This is a genomic window from Streptomyces corchorusii (assembly GCF_001514055.1).
Classification (GTDB): Bacteria; Actinomycetota; Actinomycetes; order Streptomycetales; family Streptomycetaceae; genus Streptomyces; species Streptomyces olivaceoviridis.
This window is the reverse complement of sequence record NZ_KQ948375.1, coordinates 14251-32537: the sequence shown is the minus strand read 5'-3', so window position 1 is coordinate 32537 and position 18287 is coordinate 14251. Positions and strand designations below refer to the sequence as shown.

The 18287-nt window shown below is 72.9% G+C and carries 15 protein-coding genes; all 15 read left to right on the top strand.

The window, feature by feature from the left end:
- The first annotated feature begins 157 nt into the window (after positions 1-157).
- Positions 158-1063, top strand: a complete 906-nt coding sequence (locus AQJ11_RS40635; RefSeq protein WP_059266769.1) for a TauD/TfdA family dioxygenase — start codon at positions 158-160, stop codon at positions 1061-1063.
- A complete protein-coding gene (locus tag AQJ11_RS40630; protein ID WP_014669209.1) occupies positions 1056-1316 on the top strand; it encodes an acyl carrier protein in 261 nt (86 codons plus the stop codon). The genes AQJ11_RS40635 and AQJ11_RS40630 overlap by 8 nt, the downstream gene beginning before the upstream one ends.
- Positions 1317-1388: 72 nt before the next feature.
- Positions 1389-2948 (top strand): aminotransferase class I/II-fold pyridoxal phosphate-dependent enzyme, encoded by a 1560-nt coding sequence (locus AQJ11_RS40625; protein ID WP_014669210.1) that lies wholly within the window; start codon positions 1389-1391, stop codon positions 2946-2948.
- Positions 2933-4543: a class I adenylate-forming enzyme family protein gene (locus AQJ11_RS40620; RefSeq protein WP_059266768.1), complete on the top strand. Its 1611-nt coding sequence runs from the start codon at positions 2933-2935 to the stop codon at positions 4541-4543. The genes AQJ11_RS40625 and AQJ11_RS40620 overlap by 16 nt, the downstream gene beginning before the upstream one ends.
- Positions 4544-4618: 75 nt before the next feature.
- On the top strand, positions 4619-5491 hold the full coding sequence (locus tag AQJ11_RS40615) for a phytanoyl-CoA dioxygenase family protein (protein WP_014669212.1): 873 nt from the start codon (positions 4619-4621) through the stop codon (positions 5489-5491).
- Positions 5492-5521: 30 nt separating this feature from the next.
- On the top strand, positions 5522-6667 hold the full coding sequence (locus AQJ11_RS40610; protein WP_059266767.1) for an acyl-CoA dehydrogenase family protein: 1146 nt from the start codon (positions 5522-5524) through the stop codon (positions 6665-6667).
- On the top strand, positions 6664-8283 hold the full coding sequence (locus AQJ11_RS40605) for an amino acid adenylation domain-containing protein (RefSeq protein WP_059266766.1): 1620 nt from the start codon (positions 6664-6666) through the stop codon (positions 8281-8283). The genes AQJ11_RS40610 and AQJ11_RS40605 overlap by 4 nt, the downstream gene beginning before the upstream one ends.
- Entirely contained in the window at positions 8264-9547 is a 1284-nt protein-coding gene (locus AQJ11_RS40600; RefSeq protein ID WP_059266765.1) for a serine hydrolase domain-containing protein, read from the top strand. The genes AQJ11_RS40605 and AQJ11_RS40600 overlap by 20 nt, the downstream gene beginning before the upstream one ends.
- Positions 9544-10605, top strand: coding sequence for a serine hydrolase domain-containing protein (locus AQJ11_RS40595; RefSeq protein WP_059266764.1), 1062 nt, complete (start codon positions 9544-9546; stop codon positions 10603-10605). Before AQJ11_RS40600 ends, AQJ11_RS40595 begins: the two co-directional genes overlap by 4 nt.
- Positions 10602-12959: a lantibiotic dehydratase gene (locus tag AQJ11_RS40590; protein WP_059266763.1), complete on the top strand. Its 2358-nt coding sequence runs from the start codon at positions 10602-10604 to the stop codon at positions 12957-12959. The genes AQJ11_RS40595 and AQJ11_RS40590 overlap by 4 nt, the downstream gene beginning before the upstream one ends.
- Positions 12956-14227 (top strand): ATP-grasp domain-containing protein, encoded by a 1272-nt coding sequence (locus AQJ11_RS40585; protein ID WP_059266762.1) that lies wholly within the window; start codon positions 12956-12958, stop codon positions 14225-14227. Before AQJ11_RS40590 ends, AQJ11_RS40585 begins: the two co-directional genes overlap by 4 nt.
- Complete coding sequence (locus AQJ11_RS40580) at positions 14224-15183, top strand: ABC transporter ATP-binding protein (protein WP_244218613.1); 960 nt, start codon at positions 14224-14226, stop codon at positions 15181-15183. Before AQJ11_RS40585 ends, AQJ11_RS40580 begins: the two co-directional genes overlap by 4 nt.
- Complete coding sequence (locus AQJ11_RS40575) at positions 15180-15962, top strand: ABC transporter permease (RefSeq protein WP_014669220.1); 783 nt, start codon at positions 15180-15182, stop codon at positions 15960-15962. The genes AQJ11_RS40580 and AQJ11_RS40575 overlap by 4 nt, the downstream gene beginning before the upstream one ends.
- Positions 15955-16734, top strand: coding sequence for an ABC transporter permease (locus AQJ11_RS40570; RefSeq protein ID WP_237281260.1), 780 nt, complete (start codon positions 15955-15957; stop codon positions 16732-16734). Before AQJ11_RS40575 ends, AQJ11_RS40570 begins: the two co-directional genes overlap by 8 nt.
- A gap of 14 nt (positions 16735-16748) precedes the next feature.
- Positions 16749-18200, top strand: coding sequence for an AMP-binding protein (locus AQJ11_RS40565; protein ID WP_059266760.1), 1452 nt, complete (start codon positions 16749-16751; stop codon positions 18198-18200).
- Positions 18201-18287: the final 87 nt, after the last annotated feature.

Sequence of the window (18287 nt, the reverse complement as noted above, 5' to 3'; positions counted from 1 at the left end):
TGGTGCGGGACGGGCCGACGGCACACGGCGGACCACGTCGTACCGCGCCACCCCCGCCATACCGCGTTCCAGCCGGCCGTTCCGGCCGCGGATGGCCGCTGCCCGCACGCCATCGGTGCGTACATGACGCATCGTCAGACAGGAGACGACCACCTTGATGCACGGTGAGATCGCCGAACAGCCGGACGCGCCTCATATGCGGCGGCGGCAGGAGCTTCTGTGCGGCAGTCACCGGTTTCCCGAGCCGGGGCCGGTGACCACCGCGTCCGCGGCCGGCTTCCTGCCGGCCGGCGTCCCGGGCCTGCTGGCCGACCTGGCCGAGCGGGGCTTCGCGATGCGGCAACTGGACCGTCCGCTGGACACGTGTGAGTTCCGCGCGCTCGGCGACGTCCTCGGTTCCCCGATCCCGGAGACCGACGAGCAGGTGCGGCCGTTCGTCGAGGACGGCGTCGTACTGAACCTGATCAGTCGGCACACCGAGACCGCCGACGTCGGTCTCCAGCCCTTCGCGACGAACTACCTGTCGTTGCACACCGAGGGCAGCGGACGCCCGGTGGCGCAGCAGCCGCGATACCTCGTGCTGATGTGCCGCGAACCCGGCGACGGCGACGGAACCGCCCAGACGGTGCTGACGCCGATGGCCGGTGTCGCCGCGCGGCTGGCACCGGAGCACACGCGGACGTTGGCCCGCACCTGCTACCGGCACACCGGGGGCGACCCGTGGATCGCCCGGGACCAGGACGGCCGCACGGTCTTCTCGTTCCGGGACTTCATGGGCCAGACTCTGCGCTGGACGCACGACGGTCACGCGACGGACGCACGGACCGTCGACGACGCCCTGCGCGCACTGCTCGACGCCATGTACCACCCCGACGGCATGGTGGCGGTGCGCTGGCAGCCCGGCCTGCTCGTCGTCTTCGACAACACCTTCTTCTTCCACGGCCGCACCGCACGTGTCGGTCCCCTGAAGGAACCTCGCCACCTCATGCGGCTCCGTGTGGCGACGGCGCGGCCCGCCGGAACCGAAGAGCCGATCGACCAAAGGAGAGCGGAACATGTCTGACAAGGATCTCGGACTCGACGACCTGGTGCAGCTCGTCGCCGAGGTGATCGGCGGCGCGTCGGTCACCGCCGATGACAACTTCTTCGACCTGGGCGGCGACTCGCTCCACGCGGCGCAGCTCGCGCTGCTGCTCGACGAGAGGTGGGACCAGTCGGTCGACGTCATGGTCATCATCACGGCGGACACGCTCCGTGACATGTACACGGAAATCGTGGAGGGCCGGGCGGACAGCTTCACGCCCGCCCTGACCTGACGCGCCGACACAGCACCCGTTCCGCGAACCGCCGTACCGGTCAGTCCCGTACCCACAACCATCGGAGTCGCAGTGCAACTCTTCTCGCGCATCCCCGATCCGCGGCCCGCACCGGTGCCGGCGGAGGCCGCGGCGGCCGCCCGCCGGGCGGAGGACTCACACGCGGTCCTGCTGCCCGGCGTGGACGAGCGCATGCTCGATGTGTACCGCCATGCGAAGGACCCGGGGGACCCCCTGGAACTGCGCAACCTCTGGCTCGGCCGGGTGGAGCACGAGCTGGGCCGGCACAGCGGCCGGCCGTGGCTGGCCGACCAGTGGCGCTCTGCCTCCCGTCGCCGCGATGTGACGGCCGACGAGGTGCTGCGCTCCCGGGCGACCGTGCGGTTCGTCAAGGAGCTGTTCAACTGGTACTTCCGCGACGACCTCTACGGCGAGCTGGCCTCGCCGGACCTGCTCGTCATGTCCAGCGGCGCGGTCCAGGAGGAGCTGTGGGGACTGCCCGAGACGCTCAAGGAGTGCATTCGGTACGCACTGGAGCGTGACTGGTACGGCTACTCGGACTCGCGCGGCCGTACCTCGGCCCGGGAGGCGGTCGCGGCCTACGAGAACGCCCGCATCGAAGGCGCCTCCTACACGGCCGACCGGATCGCCCTCACCATGGGCGGCACGTTCGCGGTGAGCAGTCTCGCCGACTTCATCCTGGAGAACTCCGCCGGCCGGGCCCTGTGCGGCATCCCCAACTACCCGCCGCTCGTGGAGACGATCGCCCGCCGCCGGCCGGTCCAGCTGGTACCGCTGCCGTCCGTGGACGGTGTCACGGACCTGAACCCGCTCATCGAGGCGCTGACCCCGTCCACCCCCCTCGTCATGCTGCAAACGGTCGGCAATCCCACCGGGGCGGCGGTCCGGGAAGCCGACCTGGCCCGGCTGATCGCGACCGCCAGTCCGACCACGATGATCGTCCTCGACGAGTGCCACGAGTGGCTGGGACCGGTTCACCGCGCATCGGCCCGGCGGGCCGCGCCCAACGTCGTCCGGGTGTCGAGCCTGTCCAAGGCGTGGTCCGCGCCGGGGCTGAAGGTCGGCTGGATCACCGCGGACGAGCGGTTCATCGGTGAGTACTACGAGTACGCGTCGACGTCCTTCGGCGGACCGCCGTCCTTCTTCTACACCGTGGTCGAGTTCCTGGCCTCGATGGAGCGCTGGCTCGTCGAAGGACTGGACGAGCCCGGACCGGCGGAGCTGGCCGGGTTCGAGCCGGGCTACGGACTGGACCTGGACCGGCTGGGCCGCGCCTACCGGTCGTACCGGCAGGACCGGCGCGGCCGCGAGGGGGCACTGACCGTGCTGCGCGACGCCGCGGTGGCCCGCCTGGCCGACACCAGCGCCGTGGTGCACCGGCCGCACTACTCCATCAACGCGGCGGTCGAGTTCCCCGGTTGGGACGACTCCTACCGCTGCTTCCGCGACCTGCTCCGCGAGACAGGTGTCTCGGTCTACCCCGGGATACTCAACTTCTGCCTCTCCGGAAACGTCAGCCGGATCACCACCTCGCGTGGCTGGGCAGACCTGTCCACGGCGCTGGACCGCCTGAAGGACCACCTGGAGGCGACACCGTGCCTGGTCCGCTGACGTCCGCCGCCACGGACACCCGGGACGACCACGCCAGGGCGCACACCTACCGGGGTACGCCGTTCGGCCCGCCCTGGCCGCTCCACGACGACATCATCAGCCGCCTGACGCGGCACGCGGCATCGCGTGCCGGAGCGCCCTGTCTCACCACCGTCGCGGCCGACGGGACCGAGACGACGCTGTCCTACCGCGAGGTGGACACGGCCGGCCGGCTCATGGCCGACTGGCTGCGCCGCACGGCCGGCCCGCCGCCCGGCACGGTGGTCGGCCTGATGCCCCGCAACGACGCCGCGTCGGTCGTGGCGATCCTGGGGCTGCTGCGGGCCGGGCACCCGATGCTGATGCTCAGCCCCGACGACCCGCCCGGACGGACCCGGCAGCTCCTCGACGCCATGGACGTCACACTCCTGCTGCGGTCCCCCGCGGTCCCGGCGGCGCCGGGACTCGCCTCGCTCGCCCTCCCCGGCGTGCCCGAGCTGACCGGCACACCGTCCGAGGTGACCGGGAGCGCACCGGACCCGGCCTCGGACGCCTTCTTCTTCGGCACGTCCGGCTCGACGGCCGCCGCCAAGCTGGTCGCACAGTCCCGGTACAACGCGACGGTCAACGCGACCGCGGTGACCGGGCACCACCGGCTGAAGCCCGGGGACCGCATCCTCGGCTGCCTGCCCCTGCACCACGTCAACGGCCTGCACTTCACGGTGCTCGGCACGGTGGCCGCGGGTGCCCACCTGGTCCTGGCCCACGAGTTCGACCCGTTCCGCTACCCCGGACTGCTCGCCAGGTTCCGGCCCCGTCTGGCCAGCGTCGTCCCCAGCGTGCTGGAAGGGCTCGTCCACACCTTCCGCGGCCAGGCGCTGCCCGGCGAATTCGAGTACTTCGTCTCCGCAGCCGCGCCGCTGACCACACGGACCGCCCGGGAGGTGCGGCGGAGGCTGGGCGTGCCCGTCATCCAGGGGTACGGGCTGACCGAGACCACGAACTTCTCCGCGACGATGCCGCCCGACCTGTCCGCCGAGTCCTGCCGGCGGCTGCTGTACGACGCGGAGATCCCGTCCATCGGCACGGCCGTCCACGGCAACGAGATGGCGGTGCTGCGCAGCGACGGCAGCCGCGCCGACCCCGGCGAGATCGGCGAGATCTGCATGCGCGGTCACAACGTGATGAGCCGGTACGCGGGCAACGAGGAGGCGACCGCCGCCGCCTTCCTGGGCGGCTGGTTCCACTCCCAGGACCTGGGCTACGCGGTCCGGGACGAGGACGACGGCAGGGAGTTCTACTTCATCACCGGACGCAGCAAGAACATCGCCAAGATCGGGGGCGAAAGCGTCTCGCTGGAGGAGATGGAACGGCTGCTGCGGGCCGTGCCCGGCGTACGGGACGCCGCGTGCGCCCGTCTCCCGCACCGGCTGACCGGCGAGCAGATCGCGGCGGCGGTCGTCTTCGAGGGCGAGGAGCGTCCCGATCTGCGGGCGCACCTGGCCGCCTCGTTCGCCGCCGCCGTGCTGCCGCGGCGCTTCGTCGAACTCGACGCCGTACCCCGCACGGCCACCGGGAAGATCCTCAGGCCCCAGCTGGCCGAACTGCTGTCCTGACGACGGGCACCGCACACCGCGCCACCCCGTCCTCGACACCCCACCTCACCATCCGGATCCGGAGGGATCAGTGCCATGAGTTTTCCGCTGAGTGCAGAGCAGCGTGCCCGGTTCGACGAAGACGGCTTCCTCGCCCTGCCCGGGCTGCTGACGAAGGAGGAGGTCGCGACGATCATCGACGTCGCCGACAGCGCCCACGCCCAAGGGCTCCGAGAAGGCCACGGGGGTGCCGAACGCACCGTGCACGACTACGACATCGCCGCCGTGAACCCCACGCTGTGGGAGTTCGGCGCCCACGAGCGGATCCTGGACGCGGTGGAGTCACTGATCGGCCCGGACATCCAGATCCACCACTCGAAGATGGCGTGGACGCCGGACGCGGTGGGCAAGGGCGGCGTCCGGTGGCACCAGGACTTCGCCTTCCTGCCGCACTCCAACACCTCGCTCGTGTCCGCCTTCATCTACCTTGACGACACCACCGTGGAGAACGGCGCCATGAGGGTCGTACGGGGGAGCCACAAGGAGGGCCTGCTCGACCACACCGACGGCAACGGCATCTTCCTCGCCCACTGCCAGGAGAGCCGGATGTGGGCGGACGAGAGCCGCATCGCCGCCATCGAGGTGCCGGCCGGCAGCGTCAGCATCCACCACTGCCTCGCGCTCCACTCCTCCGGGCCCAACCACGCCGGCCGGCCCAGGCGCGGCCTGATCTTCCAGTACCGCGCGGCCGACGCGGTGCAGCTCGGCGGTGTCGTCTTCCAGGACACCGGCCGGACCGTGCGCGGCTCGTTCCCCGGGCGTGCGCGCTGCGAGGCGGTCTCCTTCAACCTGCCGTTCAACGTCTGGCCCGGCGAGACCGACCGGAACTTCGGTACGTACGACCGCCTCCTCGGTGACGAGGTCAGGCGCCGCGGCCTGAACCCCGTCCCCGCCGCCGTGGCCGGCTGACCGGCCGGCCCATCGAGGAAGGACGATCCGGTGGACTTCTCATGGTCACCTGAGCAGCAGGCGCGGATCGACGACGTCGTCCGCTTCGGGTCCGAGCAACTCGCCGACGACGTCGAGCGGCGCGACGCGGAGGGCATCTTCTGGCACGAGGGCTGGCGGCGGTGCGGACGGTTCGGCCTGCTCGGGCTGCCCAGCCCGGCCGAGTACGGCGGTGCCGGCGCCGACCGGCTCACCGTCATGGCCACCCTGGAGGCGCTCGGTTACGCCTGCCGGGACAACGGGCTCCTGTTCGGGATCAACGCCCATCTGTGGGGCTGCGTGCTGCCCGTACGCGAGTTCGGCAGCGACCGACAGCGGGCGCGCTGGTTGCCGGGGCTCTCGGACGGCTCGCTCATCGGCGCACTGGCCATGACGGAGCCCGGATCCGGGTCCGACGCGTACCGGCTGTCCACCACGGCGGTCGCCAAGGAGGGCGGTTACCTGCTCAACGGCGTCAAGACCCTGGTGACGAACGCCCCGATCGCCGACCTGATCGTGGTCATCGCACAGACCGATCCGGCCGGCGGCATCGGCGGACTGTCCGCGTTCCTGGTCGACCGGCACACGGCCGGCCTCCAGGTGAGCGAACCGGTGGCGAAGATGGGCCTGCGCACCGTGCCGATGGGAGAGCTCACCCTCACCGACTGCTGGGTGCCGGCCGACGCCCTGCTCGGACACCTCGGTGCCGGCATGGCCGTGTTCAACCTGGCCATGGACTGGGAGCGGGCCTGCATCATGGCCAGTGCCGTCGGTGTCATGCGCCACCTGCTGGAGCGCAGCACCGCGTACGCCAGGGAACACGAGCGGTTCGGGCAGCCGATCGGTGGGTTCCAGGCGGTGGCGCACCGCCTGGTCGACATGAAGCTGCGGCTGGAGACCTCCCGCCTGCTGCTGTACCAGCTGGGCTGGCAGCGGGACGGCGGCCGGCAGTCGCCCGGCGAGCCCGCCCTGGTCAAACTGCACCTGAGCGAATCCCTGGTGCAGTCGAGCCTGGACGCCTTGCAGATCCACGGCGGCAACGGCTACCTGGCCGCCTCGGGCCTGGAGCGACAGGTGCGGGACGCGCTGGCCGGCCGGTTCTACTCCGGGACGTCGGACGTCCTGCGGAACATCGTGGCAAGGAGCCTCGGCCTGTGAGCGGTCTGCTGCACGAACTGCTGGCGGACGCCGCCGCACACGACCCCGACGCCGTCGCGGTGGTGGACGGCGACCGCGCCGTCAGCTACGGCGAACTCGACGCCGGCGCGAACCGGGTGGCCCGCAGCCTGGCCCGCGAGGGCATCGGCCCCGGCCACCGGGTCGGCCTGTACCTGGAGAAGTCCATCGAGGCGCTCACCGGCCTCTACGGGATCCTCAAGGCGGGCGCGGCCTACGTGCCCGTGGACCCCGACGCACCGCTCGCCAGGGTGGGCGCCATCCTCGCCGACTGCGGCGTGCGCACCCTCGTCACGTCGGGGCGGCTGCGCGACCAGTGGTCCGCCCTCCCGGCGGTCGGCGTCTCACCGGCGCTGGTGCTGGTCCTGGACGAGGAACGCCCCGACAGCCCGCCCGGAGTCAGGGCGGTCGGCGCCGAGGCGATACGGGAGCTTCCGGCACGAGCGCCGCAGGCTCCCGTGACCGAGAGCGACCTCGCCTACGTCCTCTACACCTCCGGCTCGACCGGTACGCCCAAGGGAGTCATGCTCTCGCACGGCAACGGCCGCGCCTTCGTGGACTGGGCGGCCCGGACCTTCCGGCTGGACATGACCGACCGGCTCTCCAGCCTGGCCCCCCTGCACTTCGACCTGTCCGTCCTGGACGTGTTCGCCGCGGCCAGGGCCGGCGCCGCCGTCGTCCTGGTACCGCGCCGGCTGGCCGCGTTCCCCCCGCTGCTGACGCGGCTGGTGGCCGAACAGGGCATCACCGTGTGGTACTCGGTCCCGTCCCTGCTGGTCATGCTGGCCGCGCGGGGCGGTCTGTCACCGGGTGACCTGCCGCAGCTGCGGACCGTGCTGTTCGCCGGCGAGGTGTTCCCGGCCCGGCACCTGCGCCGTCTGATGGGGCTGCTGCCGCACGCCCGCTTCGCCAACCTGTACGGCCCGACCGAGACCAACGTGTGCACCTGGCAGGAGGTGACGGACCCGCCCCGCGACGACGAGGACATCCCCATCGGCCGGCCGGTCGACGGCACCGAAGTCCTCGTGCTCGGCGACGACGGCCGGCCCGCCGGCCCCGGAGAGGTCGGCGAGCTGCTGGTGCTCGGCCCCACCGTGATGCAGGGCTACTGGGGTGACCCCGAACGCACCGCCCACGCCCTGGTCACGCCGCCGCCCGGGACGAGACACCCGGGCCCGGCCTACCGGACCGGCGACCTGGTCGTCCGGGGCGCCGACGGGGTCCTCGCGTTCCTGGGGCGGCGTGACAGCCAGGTCAAGAGCCGTGGCTACCGCATCGAGCTGCGCGAGGTCGAACGCAACCTTGAGGAGCATCCCGGGGTCGACGAGTGCGCGGTGGTGGCGGTGCCGGACGAGGTGGCCGGCTGCCTGCTCGTCGCGTTCGTGGTCAGCCGGACCGCCGCCACCCGGCAGCAGCTCGGCGCCTTCTGCGCGTCGCGGCTGCCCGCCTACATGCTGCCCGCCCACATCGAGCTCGTCCCGGCGCTGCCCCGCACCTCGACGGACAAGGTCGACCGGCAGGCCCTGACCGAGCGCTGGACGCGCCGGGACCAGAGGCCATCACGACAGGAGGTGAGCCATGAAACAGCCGGAAGGTGAACTGGCCCGGGCGCTCTTCGAAGCGATCGGTCCGCAGCGCCATCTCGGTGTCCAGCTCTACGTCTCGGTCCGCGGACGGCCGGTCTTCGACCTGGCGGCGGGCCGGCGCGACGACGGGACCGCGCTGGACCCCGACGACCTGCTCGTCTGGTTCAGCGCGGGCAAGCCCCTGGTCGCGGCGGCCGTCTGCCGGCTGTGGCAGGACGGACTGATCGACCTGGACGAGCCGGTGGCGACCTATCTGCCCGCCTTCGCGGCGGGCGGCAAGGCGGCGATCACCACCCGCCACCTGCTCACCCACTCCGGCGGGCGGATGTCGGCCCCCGGACCGCCGGGCAGCGGCATCGCCGATCCGTTCGCGGTGGACTACGAGCCGGCGATCGGCCTGGCCCTGGCCGCCGAACTGCATCCGGAGGACCGGCCGGGCGAACAGCCGTCGTACTCCGCCTCCGTCCTCACCTGGCTGGTGCTCTCCCAACTCGTCCGCCACCACACCGGCGCCCGGTTCGACGACGTCGTCGCCGAAACCATCGGCCGACCGCTCGGGATGGAGACGCACTACGGCTTCACCAAGTCCGAACTGCGCGAGCTCGGCAACCGCGTCTGCACGTTCGTCGCCCCGCGCACCGGCCTGTATCTGAACGACGCCGACGCGCGGGAGGGCGCAGCGATCCGCGAGGTGCTGGCCGGCGGCACCTTCCACCGCACCATCGACCCGGGCGCCGGACTGTGGGCCAGCGCGCGTTCGCTGGGCCGCTTCTACGAGCTGCTCTGCGCCCGCGCGGTCGGCGGCTCGTGGGCACCGGCCGACGGGATCCTCGACGAGCGGACGGTCGCGGAGATGATCAAGCCGCAGCGCCCCAGCTTCTTCGAGGAGGCGCCGCTGATCGACTTCGGTCTCGGCCTCACCCTGGAGACCCGGCGCCTCGGCCCGCAGTACGCGTATTTCGGCAGTTCCTGCTCGTTCGCCACCTTCGGGCACCAGGGGCACGGGGCGCCGATGGCGTTCGCCGACCCGCGGCACGACCTGGTCGTCTCCTTCAACGGCAACGGCCTGCCGGGCCGGGTGCTCGGCAAACGCATCTGGCAGCGGATCTCCGACGCCGTCTACGAGGAGCTGGGCCTGACCCTGCCGGACGAGCCCGCCCACGACGGCGGTCCCCGGCCGGTCCCCCGGCGCCGGCTGGACCTGCGTCCCCCGTCCGCGCGGGCGGACCACGGCGATGCGCCGACCGGCGCGGCCACCCCCAGGAGGTTCGAGTGACGACGACGGTGACCGACGCTCTGCAAGCCCGGGTGCGGGACCGGCTGGCCGCCGCGGTGAACCCGCGCGGCCGACTCGGGGTGCAGTTCTACGTGTCCCGGCACGGTGAGCCGCTGTGCGACGTGGCGGTCGGCGAGTTCCGGCCCGGTGAGACGCTCACCACCGCGCACCGGATGCGCTGGATGTGCGTGAGCAAACCGGTGCTCGTGTTCGTGCTCGCCCGGCTCCACGACCGCGGCGAACTGAGCACCGGCACACGTGTCGCCGACGTCATCCCCGAGTTCGCCGCCGGCGGCAAGCAGGAGGTGACGGTCGAGCACCTGCTCACCCACACCGCGGTCTTCGCGCAACGCGACTTCAAGGCATGGCGGATGAGCAGGGACGCCGCCGTGGAGTTCGTCTGCGGCTGGACGCTGGAGGACCCGGCAGGCACCCGGGCCTGGTACAGCGGCGTGGCCGCCTGGCTGATCCTGTCGGAGGTCGTCCGCCGGGTCAGCGGCCGGGACTACTTCGACCTGGCCCGGGAGTGGGCGCTGGATCCGCTGGGCATGACCGCCACCACGGATTTCGGCGGCGCCGACGAGGCAAGGCCCTCCGGAGCGCTCTTCCAGCGCCCCGAGAACGGCCCGCTGATGCGCATCCCCGAGCCGCCCCGGGCCACCCCGTGGCCCGGCACCGAGATCTGGGGACCCGCGCGTGAGCTGGCGCGCCTCTTCGAATGCGCGGTCTCGGGCGGCGTGGCGGACGGCCGGCGGCTGTTCTCACCGGCCGCCTTCGAGCACTTCTTCACCCCGTGCCGGACCGGACTGCGCGACGGCTACTTCAACGACCTGGAGCTGGACTGGAGCCGGGGGCTGTGCGCCGATCCCGTCCTGTTCGGCGCGCCCGCCGGCGCCCGGGTCGTCGGGCACACCGGATACGTCACCGCGCTGGCCCTCGGCGACCTGGACACCGGCCTGGTGATCTCCTACCTGTCGAACACGGCGGTCCGCGAACCGCTGCTGCACACGCTGGAGAACGAACTGGTACGCGACGTCTACCAGGCGGTGGGGCGATGAGCGCGACGCCCGTCCCGGCCGCGGCGGACACCGCCGTCCCGGTTCCGGGCAGCGAGTGGACCCTGTGGCCCCACGTCATGGTGCGCAGCGCCGGCTTCCCCCTCGACGCGGTGGACCTGCTGGCCGACACCACCGTGGCGACGGCCGCCGACCGCGTCGCTGCCGGCCTGCACGGCGATCCGGAGTCCGACCCGGCGTTCCGGCGGGCCTGGGAGGACCACCTGCGGCGGCGCCGGACCGCCCTGGCCGACGTGCTCGACGACCCGTGGTTCCAGCTCGCGGTGTCCTGGCAGAACCGGCACGTGTTCGACCTGGCACTCGCCCCGCTGCGTCACAAGATCGATCAGGAGGGGGCCCGCAACAGCAAGTGGCGGCAGCGGGAGCGGACGCTCACGCGCTACTGGCAGCGCTACTGCACGAAGAACGAGTCGATCGGCTTCTTCGGCCCCACCGGCTGGGCGCGGCTCCGGCCCGGCGGCCCCGCCCTCGACGTCACCCCCGGCCCCGGCCTGGTCGACCGCGCCGAGGTCTTCTTCGAGAGCTGGGTCGTCGACCTGCTCGGCCGGGAGCTGGAGCAGGAGGCCGACCTGCGCCCGTGGCTGGCACCCCGGCGCGCTCCGCACATCGCGCTGGCCGCGGAGCACGTGGTGCTGCCCGGCGGACGGGGACGCCACCGGGTGGACCCGCTCGCCATGGCCGCGCTGGCCGACGCGGACGGGCGTACTCCGGCGGCGGAACTGATCGCCCGCCTGGCCGCGCGCTTCGGCGTCGGCACCGACACGGTCGACGCCGCGCTGCGGGAACTCCAGCGGCGCCGCTGGCTGATCTGGAGGCTCGACCTGTCCGCGTCCGTCCGGCCCGAGGCGGAACTGGCGGCCCTGCTGGAGCGCGCCGACCCGGACAAGCGGTGGAAGACCACCGTGGTCCTCGACGGGTTGCGGACCGCCCAGCAGGAGCTGCGCGACGCCTGGGCCGACGGCGCCCGCGTGCGCGCCGCCATGGCCGCGCTGGACGAGACGTTCACCGTCGCCACCGGCCACCTGGCCGTCCGCAACGAAGGTCAGGCGTACGGCGGGCGCACCCCCACCTACCTGGAGTGCGGCCGGGACGTGGCGGTGGACCTGGGCGGGGAGCTGGTGGCCGCGCTGGCCCCGCTCGGCCCGGTCCTGCGCAGTGTCCGGTGGCTGCTCGCCCACATCCGCCGGGGCCTGCTCGGCCCGGTCCGCGAGGCCCACCGGAAGCTGGCCGCCACCTGCGGCACACCGAGCGCGACGGAGCTCTGGACGGCCTGCATGCCGTGGCTCACGGGCCGCCTCGACGCGCTGGTCGCGGACGCGGTCGCCGAACTCCAGCGGCGCTGGGCCGGCCTGCTCGACGTACCGCCGGACGCGACCCGCGTGACGTACCGCCTCGCGGACATCGAGGCCGGCGCCCGCGAGCGTTTCCCCGCCGACGAGGCGGGGTGGACCGAGGCGCGCTGGTGCAGCCCCGATGTCATGATCGCCGCCGCCGACCAGTCCGCCGTCCGCCGCGGCGACTTCCGGCTCGTGCTCGGCGAGGTGCATCCCGCGGTCAACAGCCTGGACTTCGCGTGGGCCCATGCCACCCGGTCCCGGCGCGACGAGCTCATCGCCTGCCTGGACGCGGACCACCCGGCCGGCCGGCTGCTGGTCGCGCTGCCCCGCGAGGCACGGCCGAGACTGACCGCGCGCTCCCACCCGGTCCTCGTCCGGGAGACCGACGACGTGCTGGTCCTCATGCCCAACATCCCGCTGCCCCGGCGCGGGCGCGTCCATCTGGGCGCCGACGTGCCGGTGGTCGCCGACGGCGACGGGCTGCACCTGTCGGTCGCGGGCAGGCGGTTCGACGCGCTCGACCTGTTCACCGGCCCGCTGCGCGCCGCGGTGATGCAGGCCTTCGACATGTTCCCGTCGGACCGGCCGACACCCCGGGTGACCATCGACCGGATGGTCGTCGCGCGGCGGCGCTGGACGTTCGCCCCGGACACGCTGTCGTTCGCGGACGTACCGGGCGAGGCCGGCCGGTACGTCTCGGTCCGCGCATGGCGACGCGACAACGGGCTGCCCCGGCACGTCTTCGTCAAGTCGCCGCTCGAAGTGAAGCCGTTCTACGTCGACTTCGACAGTCCGCCCTATGTGGAGCTGCTCGTGCAGACCGTGTCCGCGGCACGCCGGGACGGGACCGGCGGACACCTCGTCCTCTCCGAGATGCTTCCCGGGCCGGACGAGACCTGGCTCCGGGACGCGGCCGGCCACCGCTACGCGGCGGAGCTGCGCCTCGTCGCCCACGACACGCTCGCCACCATCCCCGCCGACGGGAGCCCCGAGACATGACCGGCAACGTCGTCGTCATCGTCGACCCCTACTCGTCCGGAGTCGCCCTGGCCGCACCCCTGCGCCGGGCCGGGGCCGTCACCCTCGCGGTGACCTCGGTGCCCGAACCGGCGCCGTACTTCCACGCGGCCTTCCGGCCGGACGACTTCGCCGCGACCTACTCCGAGCGCGTCGGAGTGCCGGCCCTCGTGGACGCGCTGTCCGCATGGCGGCCGACGGCCGTCGTGGCCGGATCGGAGAGCGGGGTCGAACTGGCCGACACCCTCGCACGCGCACTCACCCCGGACCGGGCCAACGCGGCCGGCCTCGACGGGGCACGGCGGCACAAGGGCGCGATGATGCGGGCCTTCGCCGCGGCCGGGCTCCCCGCCATCAGGTCGGTCACCGCCGGCGACGCCGGCGCGATCCGCCGCTGGATCGCCGATCAGGGCCTTGAGGGACAGGACCTGGTGATGAAGCCGGTGCTGGCCGCCGGCAGCGAGGGACTGACCCTGCTGCCCGGGGGCGCCGGTCTGGACGAGGCGCTGGCCACGTCGCTGGCGTTCACCAGCGCGCTCGGCGTCCCGACGCGAGAGGTGATCGTCCAGGAACGCCTTCACGGTCCCGAGTACGCGGTGGACACCTTCACCGCCGACGGGCGGCACACGGTCACCAACGTCTGCCGCTACCGCAAGGTGCCGAACGGCGCCCATTTCGCGGTCTACGAGAGCATGGACTTCCTGCCGTTCGACGCGCCGGACAACGCGGAGCTCATCGCCCACGTCCGCGCCGGACTGGACGCCCTCGGGGTGCGGTTCGGCTTCGCGCACACCGAGATCATGGCCACCGCGGACGGCCCGCGCATCATCGAGACCGGCGTCCGGCTGCCCGGCGGCGGGCTGCCGCGCGCCTGCGCGCTGGCCAACGGCGAGAGCGGCATCGACCGGCTGGTCGCGTACCTGTCCGGCGGCGCGCCGATCCGGGCCGACTACGAACTGCGCCGGGCCGTACGGGCCGTGTACTTCATCGCGTCCCGTGCGGGCACGGTGACCAACACCGACGCCTACCGGCGGATCGGCGCCCTGCCCAGCTGCCGCTACCTCAAGGTCGGCGTGTCCGACGGTGATCACGTCGAGCAGACGTCGCACCTGCTGTCGACGCTGACCCTCGGCTGGGCCCTGCTGGCCCACCGCGACGCCGGCCAGATCGAACGGGACCACCGGACGCTGCGCCGGTACGAGAGCGAGGTGCTGGTGGACTCCACCGCGAACCGGGGTGAATGGACATGACTCAAGCCGCCATCGAAGTGGAGGGTGTGGGCCGTACGTTCGGCGAGGGCTGGCACCTGCTCACCGCCCTGTCCGACGCCTCCTTCCGCTGTGACTTCGGCGAGACGGTGGCGCTGCTCGGCAGCAACGGCGCGGGGAAGACCACACTGATCAAGATCCTCGCCACCCTCCTGCTGCCGTCCTGCGGACACGCCCGCGTGGCCGGCCACGACGTCGCCCGGGAACCGGAGCGGGCCCGCGCCGCCGCCAGCGTGGTGTTCGGCGGGGACCGGGGGCTGTACGCACGGCTGACCGGACGTGACAACCTCCGCTTCTTCGGCATGCTCGCCGGGCTGCGCCGCCGCGACATCCGGGGCCGGGCGGACAGCGTGCTGGAGCAGGTGAACCTGACCGCCGCCGCGGACCGGAGGGTGGAGACGTACTCCAAGGGCATGCGGCAACGGCTGCACCTGGCGATCGGCCTCATGGTCCGGCCCCGGGTCCTGCTGCTCGACGAGCCCACCGTCGGGCTGGACCCGCTGGAGGCCCAGCGCCTGCGCGAGGGCATCACGTCGCTTCGCGACGAGGGCGTGGGCATCCTGCTGACCAGCCACTACCTGCTGGACGTGGAGCGGCTGGCGGACCGGGTGCTGCTGTTGTCGGGCGGCCGGATCGTGGAGGACCTCACCCCGGCCGAGCTGGTGACGAAGTCGGGGCACGCCGCGACCGTCACGGTCCGCGGGCACGGCCGCCTGCCGGCGGTCGACGACCTGCGGCTGCCCGCCTCCGTGGTCGGCACCGAGTTGCGGGGCGACGGGACCTCCTGGGAACTCGACCTGCGCCTGCGCGCCTGGAGCGCCGAGCTCTTCGGCCAACTCGGCGTCGTCTTCTCGGAATCACGCGTGGACGACGTGCTGGTCCGCGAGACCCGACTGGAAGAGGCGTTCACCGCCCTGGCCGCGCGGCTGCAAGCATGAACGGGCCGCTCGGTTCGCTCGACGTGGTCGTCGCCAGCGCTCGCCACCAGATGGCCGTGTTCGTGGCCTCGTGGCGGTGGTCCGTCCTGCTCGGCATCATCCAGCCCGCGGTGCTGCTGTCGGTCACCGTGGGGCGCACCCACCGGACCGGCGAGGCCGAGGCGACCAGCGCGGTCGTCGGCATACTCCTGGTCGGGTTCTGGTCGTTCACCGTGTGGGCCAGCGCGGGCATCCTCCAGCGCGACCGCGCCGACGGCACGCTGGCGGCGTGCCTGACCGGAGCCCGTGACTTCCGCCTGGTGCTGATCGGCCGCTCGCTCGGTGCCAGCCTCGTCTCCGGGCTGCTGATCATCGTGACCCTCGCCTGCGGGCTGGTCGTCCTGCGGCAGCCGATAGCCGTGGCCAGCCCGCTGTGGACGCTGGCCGGGCTGGCCGCGCTGTTCGTCTCCGGGCTCGTGATGGGGGCCGCGCTGGCCTGCGTGTACCTGCTGAGCCGGTCCGGCCCCCAGATCTCCAGCGCCCTGATGTATCCGGTCTTCCTGCTCAGCGGGCTGCTCACCCCCCTGACGTGGCTGCCCGTCCCGCTGCGCCCGCTGTCGGGGCTGATCAGCCTGCACTGGGCGAGGGAGTTCCTGGTCGGCGCGAGCTCCGGGACGCCCCGCCCCGGGGCGCTCGCCATGGTCCTCGTCCTGACCGCCGGATACGCGATCGCCGGCGGCTACGCCTACCGGCGCGTCGGGGACCGGGTACGAGCGAAGGGAACCCTCGACCTTGTCTAGCGAACGGGTTTGGGCGTACGCCGAGACGGCCCGAGTCGGCCTGCGGGACCACCTGGCGGCCAATCCATGGCGCCTGAGCGTCCTCACCAGCTGGCCGCGGGGAGTGCTGCAATGCCTGATGTACACGCTCCTCGGTGCCGTGGGCACCCAGGGCGGCGAGTCGTTCGCGTTCGTGGGTGCCGTGGCGCTGGCGGTCGCCCCGCCGGCCTCGGTGGGCGTGGCCACCGTCCTGCTGACGGACAGGACGATGGGGACGTACACCCGGCTGCGGCTCGGGCGGCTGCCGACCGTCGCCGTCCTGGGACTGCGTTCCCTGCCGTGGCTGGCCGAGGCGATGATCACCATGGTGCTCAGCGCCGTGTGCGTGGGCGCGGTCATCGGGCAGTTGCCGCTGGGCGTACGACTGCTGGCGCTGTGGCCGGTGTTCCTGCTGATGGTGACGACCAGCATGGCCGCCGCCCTCGCCCTCACCGTCCTGGGCGTCGGCCACGACCTGGAGATCATGCTGGGGAACTCCCTCGTCTACCTGATCATCGCCGCCGGCGGCATCGTGGGGCCGGCCGCCCGCGTGCCGTGGCTCGACGACCTCGGCGTGGTACTGCCCGTCCGCAACGGCCTGCTGGCCCTGCGCGCCCTCCTCGCCGGCCGGCCCTGGCAGGGACACCTGCTGGCCGAGGTCGCGGTCGGGGCCGCCTGGGCGGTGGCGGCGTGGCTGGCCCACCGCTGGCACGAGAAGCGCGCCCGGCACGACGGCCGCAACGCTTTCGACTGATGAGGAGAACACCGATGCCGCAGCCCTGCCCCATCGTGAGCCGCGTGGCGGCCGTCGCCGCCGCGTACCCGACCCGGTGCGCCGTCGTGGACGAGAACGGCGACCGCCTGTCCTACGACGGGTTGTGGGAACGGGTCCGGTGGTGGACCGGGCGCCTGGCGGCCCTCGGGCTGCCCCCGCACACCACGATCGCCGTGCTCACCGACGGTGCGGGGGAGACCCCGGCCGTGTTTCTCGCGGCGCGCTCCGCCGGCCTGGTCCCGGTGCTGGTCGACAGCCTGCTGCCGCAGGGCCGGGTCGCGGACGTCCTCGCCGCCGCACGCCCCGGCGCGCTCGTCGACGTGGCGCGCCGGGACATCGCACCAGGGGTGCCGGCGCCGCGGGTGCTGGCGGCGGAGGCGGGATACGTCGTGTTCTCGTCGGGCAGCCAGGGCACGCCGAAGGGCATCGTCGGCCAGGCGGCCGGTCTGGTGCACTTCGTCGACTGGGAGAGCCGGGAACTGGGCGTCGCCCCGGGCACCCGCGTCGCCATGCTGACCTCCCCCGCGTTCGACGTCGTCTTCCGCGACATGCTGCTGCCGCTGTGCACCGGCGGTGAACTGCACGCGTCGGGCCCCGCGCCCCGCTCCGCCCCCCAACGGGTGCTGCCGTTCCTGGCCGAGCGCGGTGTGGACGTCGTGCACGCCGTACCGAGCCTGGCCGCCCGCTGGGCCGAGGCCGCCGACGGGGTGGCGAGCACCGCCCTGCGCTGGACGCTGTTCGCCGGCGAGCCGCTCCACGACGTGCACGTGCACCGCTGGCGCCGGGTGGCGCCGCGCACCGCGGTGATGAACCTCTACGGGCCCTCGGAGATGACGCTGGCGAAGTTCGCGTACCGGGTCCCCGATCCCCCCACGCCGGGATTGCAGCCGGTGGGCACCGCCCTGCCCGGAACGGTCGTGCGGTTGCGCCCCGAGGGCACCGACGCCTCGGACGGCGGGCACGTGACCGGTGTGGACATCGAGTCGCCGTTCGGTTCCCTGGGCTATCTGCCGGACGCGTCCAGCGCGCAGGACCGGGCCCGGCTCCGGCGCGAGGGCGGGCGCACCGTCTTCCGGACCCAGGACCGCGGCCACCTCGATGCCGCCGGGAACCTGGTGATCGCGGGACGGCTCGACTCGCTGGTCAAGCGGCGCGGGGTGTTCGTCGACACCGCGCGCGTGGAGGCAGCCGCCGTCGAACACGGAGGGCTGCGGGCGGCGTGCTGCACCCAGGCCGGTCCGGCCGACGATCCACGCGTCGTCGTCGCGGTGGAGAGCGAGGAGGGCCGGGAGACCGGCGGACTGCTGCGGGTGCTGCGCAAGGTCCTGGGCGCGGAGGCCCCCGATGCCGCGTTCGCCGTGACCAGGCTTCCGCTGCTGCCCAGCGGGAAGGTCGACCGTCGCGCGGTGCGCGAGTTGTACGAGAGCCGGCTCGTGCGGGGATAAGCGGCGGGGCGAGGTGACCGAAAGACGGCCATGGTGATCGTACCGAACCCGTCAGTGCGATTATGGTGCGGTATTGCATCGCGCTGA

Excerpts from the sequence above, each read along its gene's own strand:
- AQJ11_RS40565 (WP_059266760.1), top strand. The coding sequence starts at position 16,749 with ATGCCGCAGCCCTGCCCCATCGTGAGCCGCGTGGCGGCCGTCGCCGCC.
- AQJ11_RS40580 (WP_244218613.1), top strand. The coding sequence starts at position 14,224 with ATGACTCAAGCCGCCATCGAAGTGGAGGGTGTGGGCCGTACGTTCGGC.
- AQJ11_RS40600 (WP_059266765.1), top strand. The coding sequence starts at position 8,264 with ATGAAACAGCCGGAAGGTGAACTGGCCCGGGCGCTCTTCGAAGCGATC.
- AQJ11_RS40575 (WP_014669220.1), top strand. The coding sequence starts at position 15,180 with ATGAACGGGCCGCTCGGTTCGCTCGACGTGGTCGTCGCCAGCGCTCGC.
- AQJ11_RS40590 (WP_059266763.1), top strand. The coding sequence starts at position 10,602 with ATGAGCGCGACGCCCGTCCCGGCCGCGGCGGACACCGCCGTCCCGGTT.
- AQJ11_RS40585 (WP_059266762.1), top strand. The coding sequence starts at position 12,956 with ATGACCGGCAACGTCGTCGTCATCGTCGACCCCTACTCGTCCGGAGTC.
- AQJ11_RS40630 (WP_014669209.1), top strand. The coding sequence starts at position 1,056 with ATGTCTGACAAGGATCTCGGACTCGACGACCTGGTGCAGCTCGTCGCC.
- AQJ11_RS40615 (WP_014669212.1), top strand. The coding sequence starts at position 4,619 with ATGAGTTTTCCGCTGAGTGCAGAGCAGCGTGCCCGGTTCGACGAAGAC.
- AQJ11_RS40635 (WP_059266769.1), top strand. The coding sequence starts at position 158 with ATGCACGGTGAGATCGCCGAACAGCCGGACGCGCCTCATATGCGGCGG.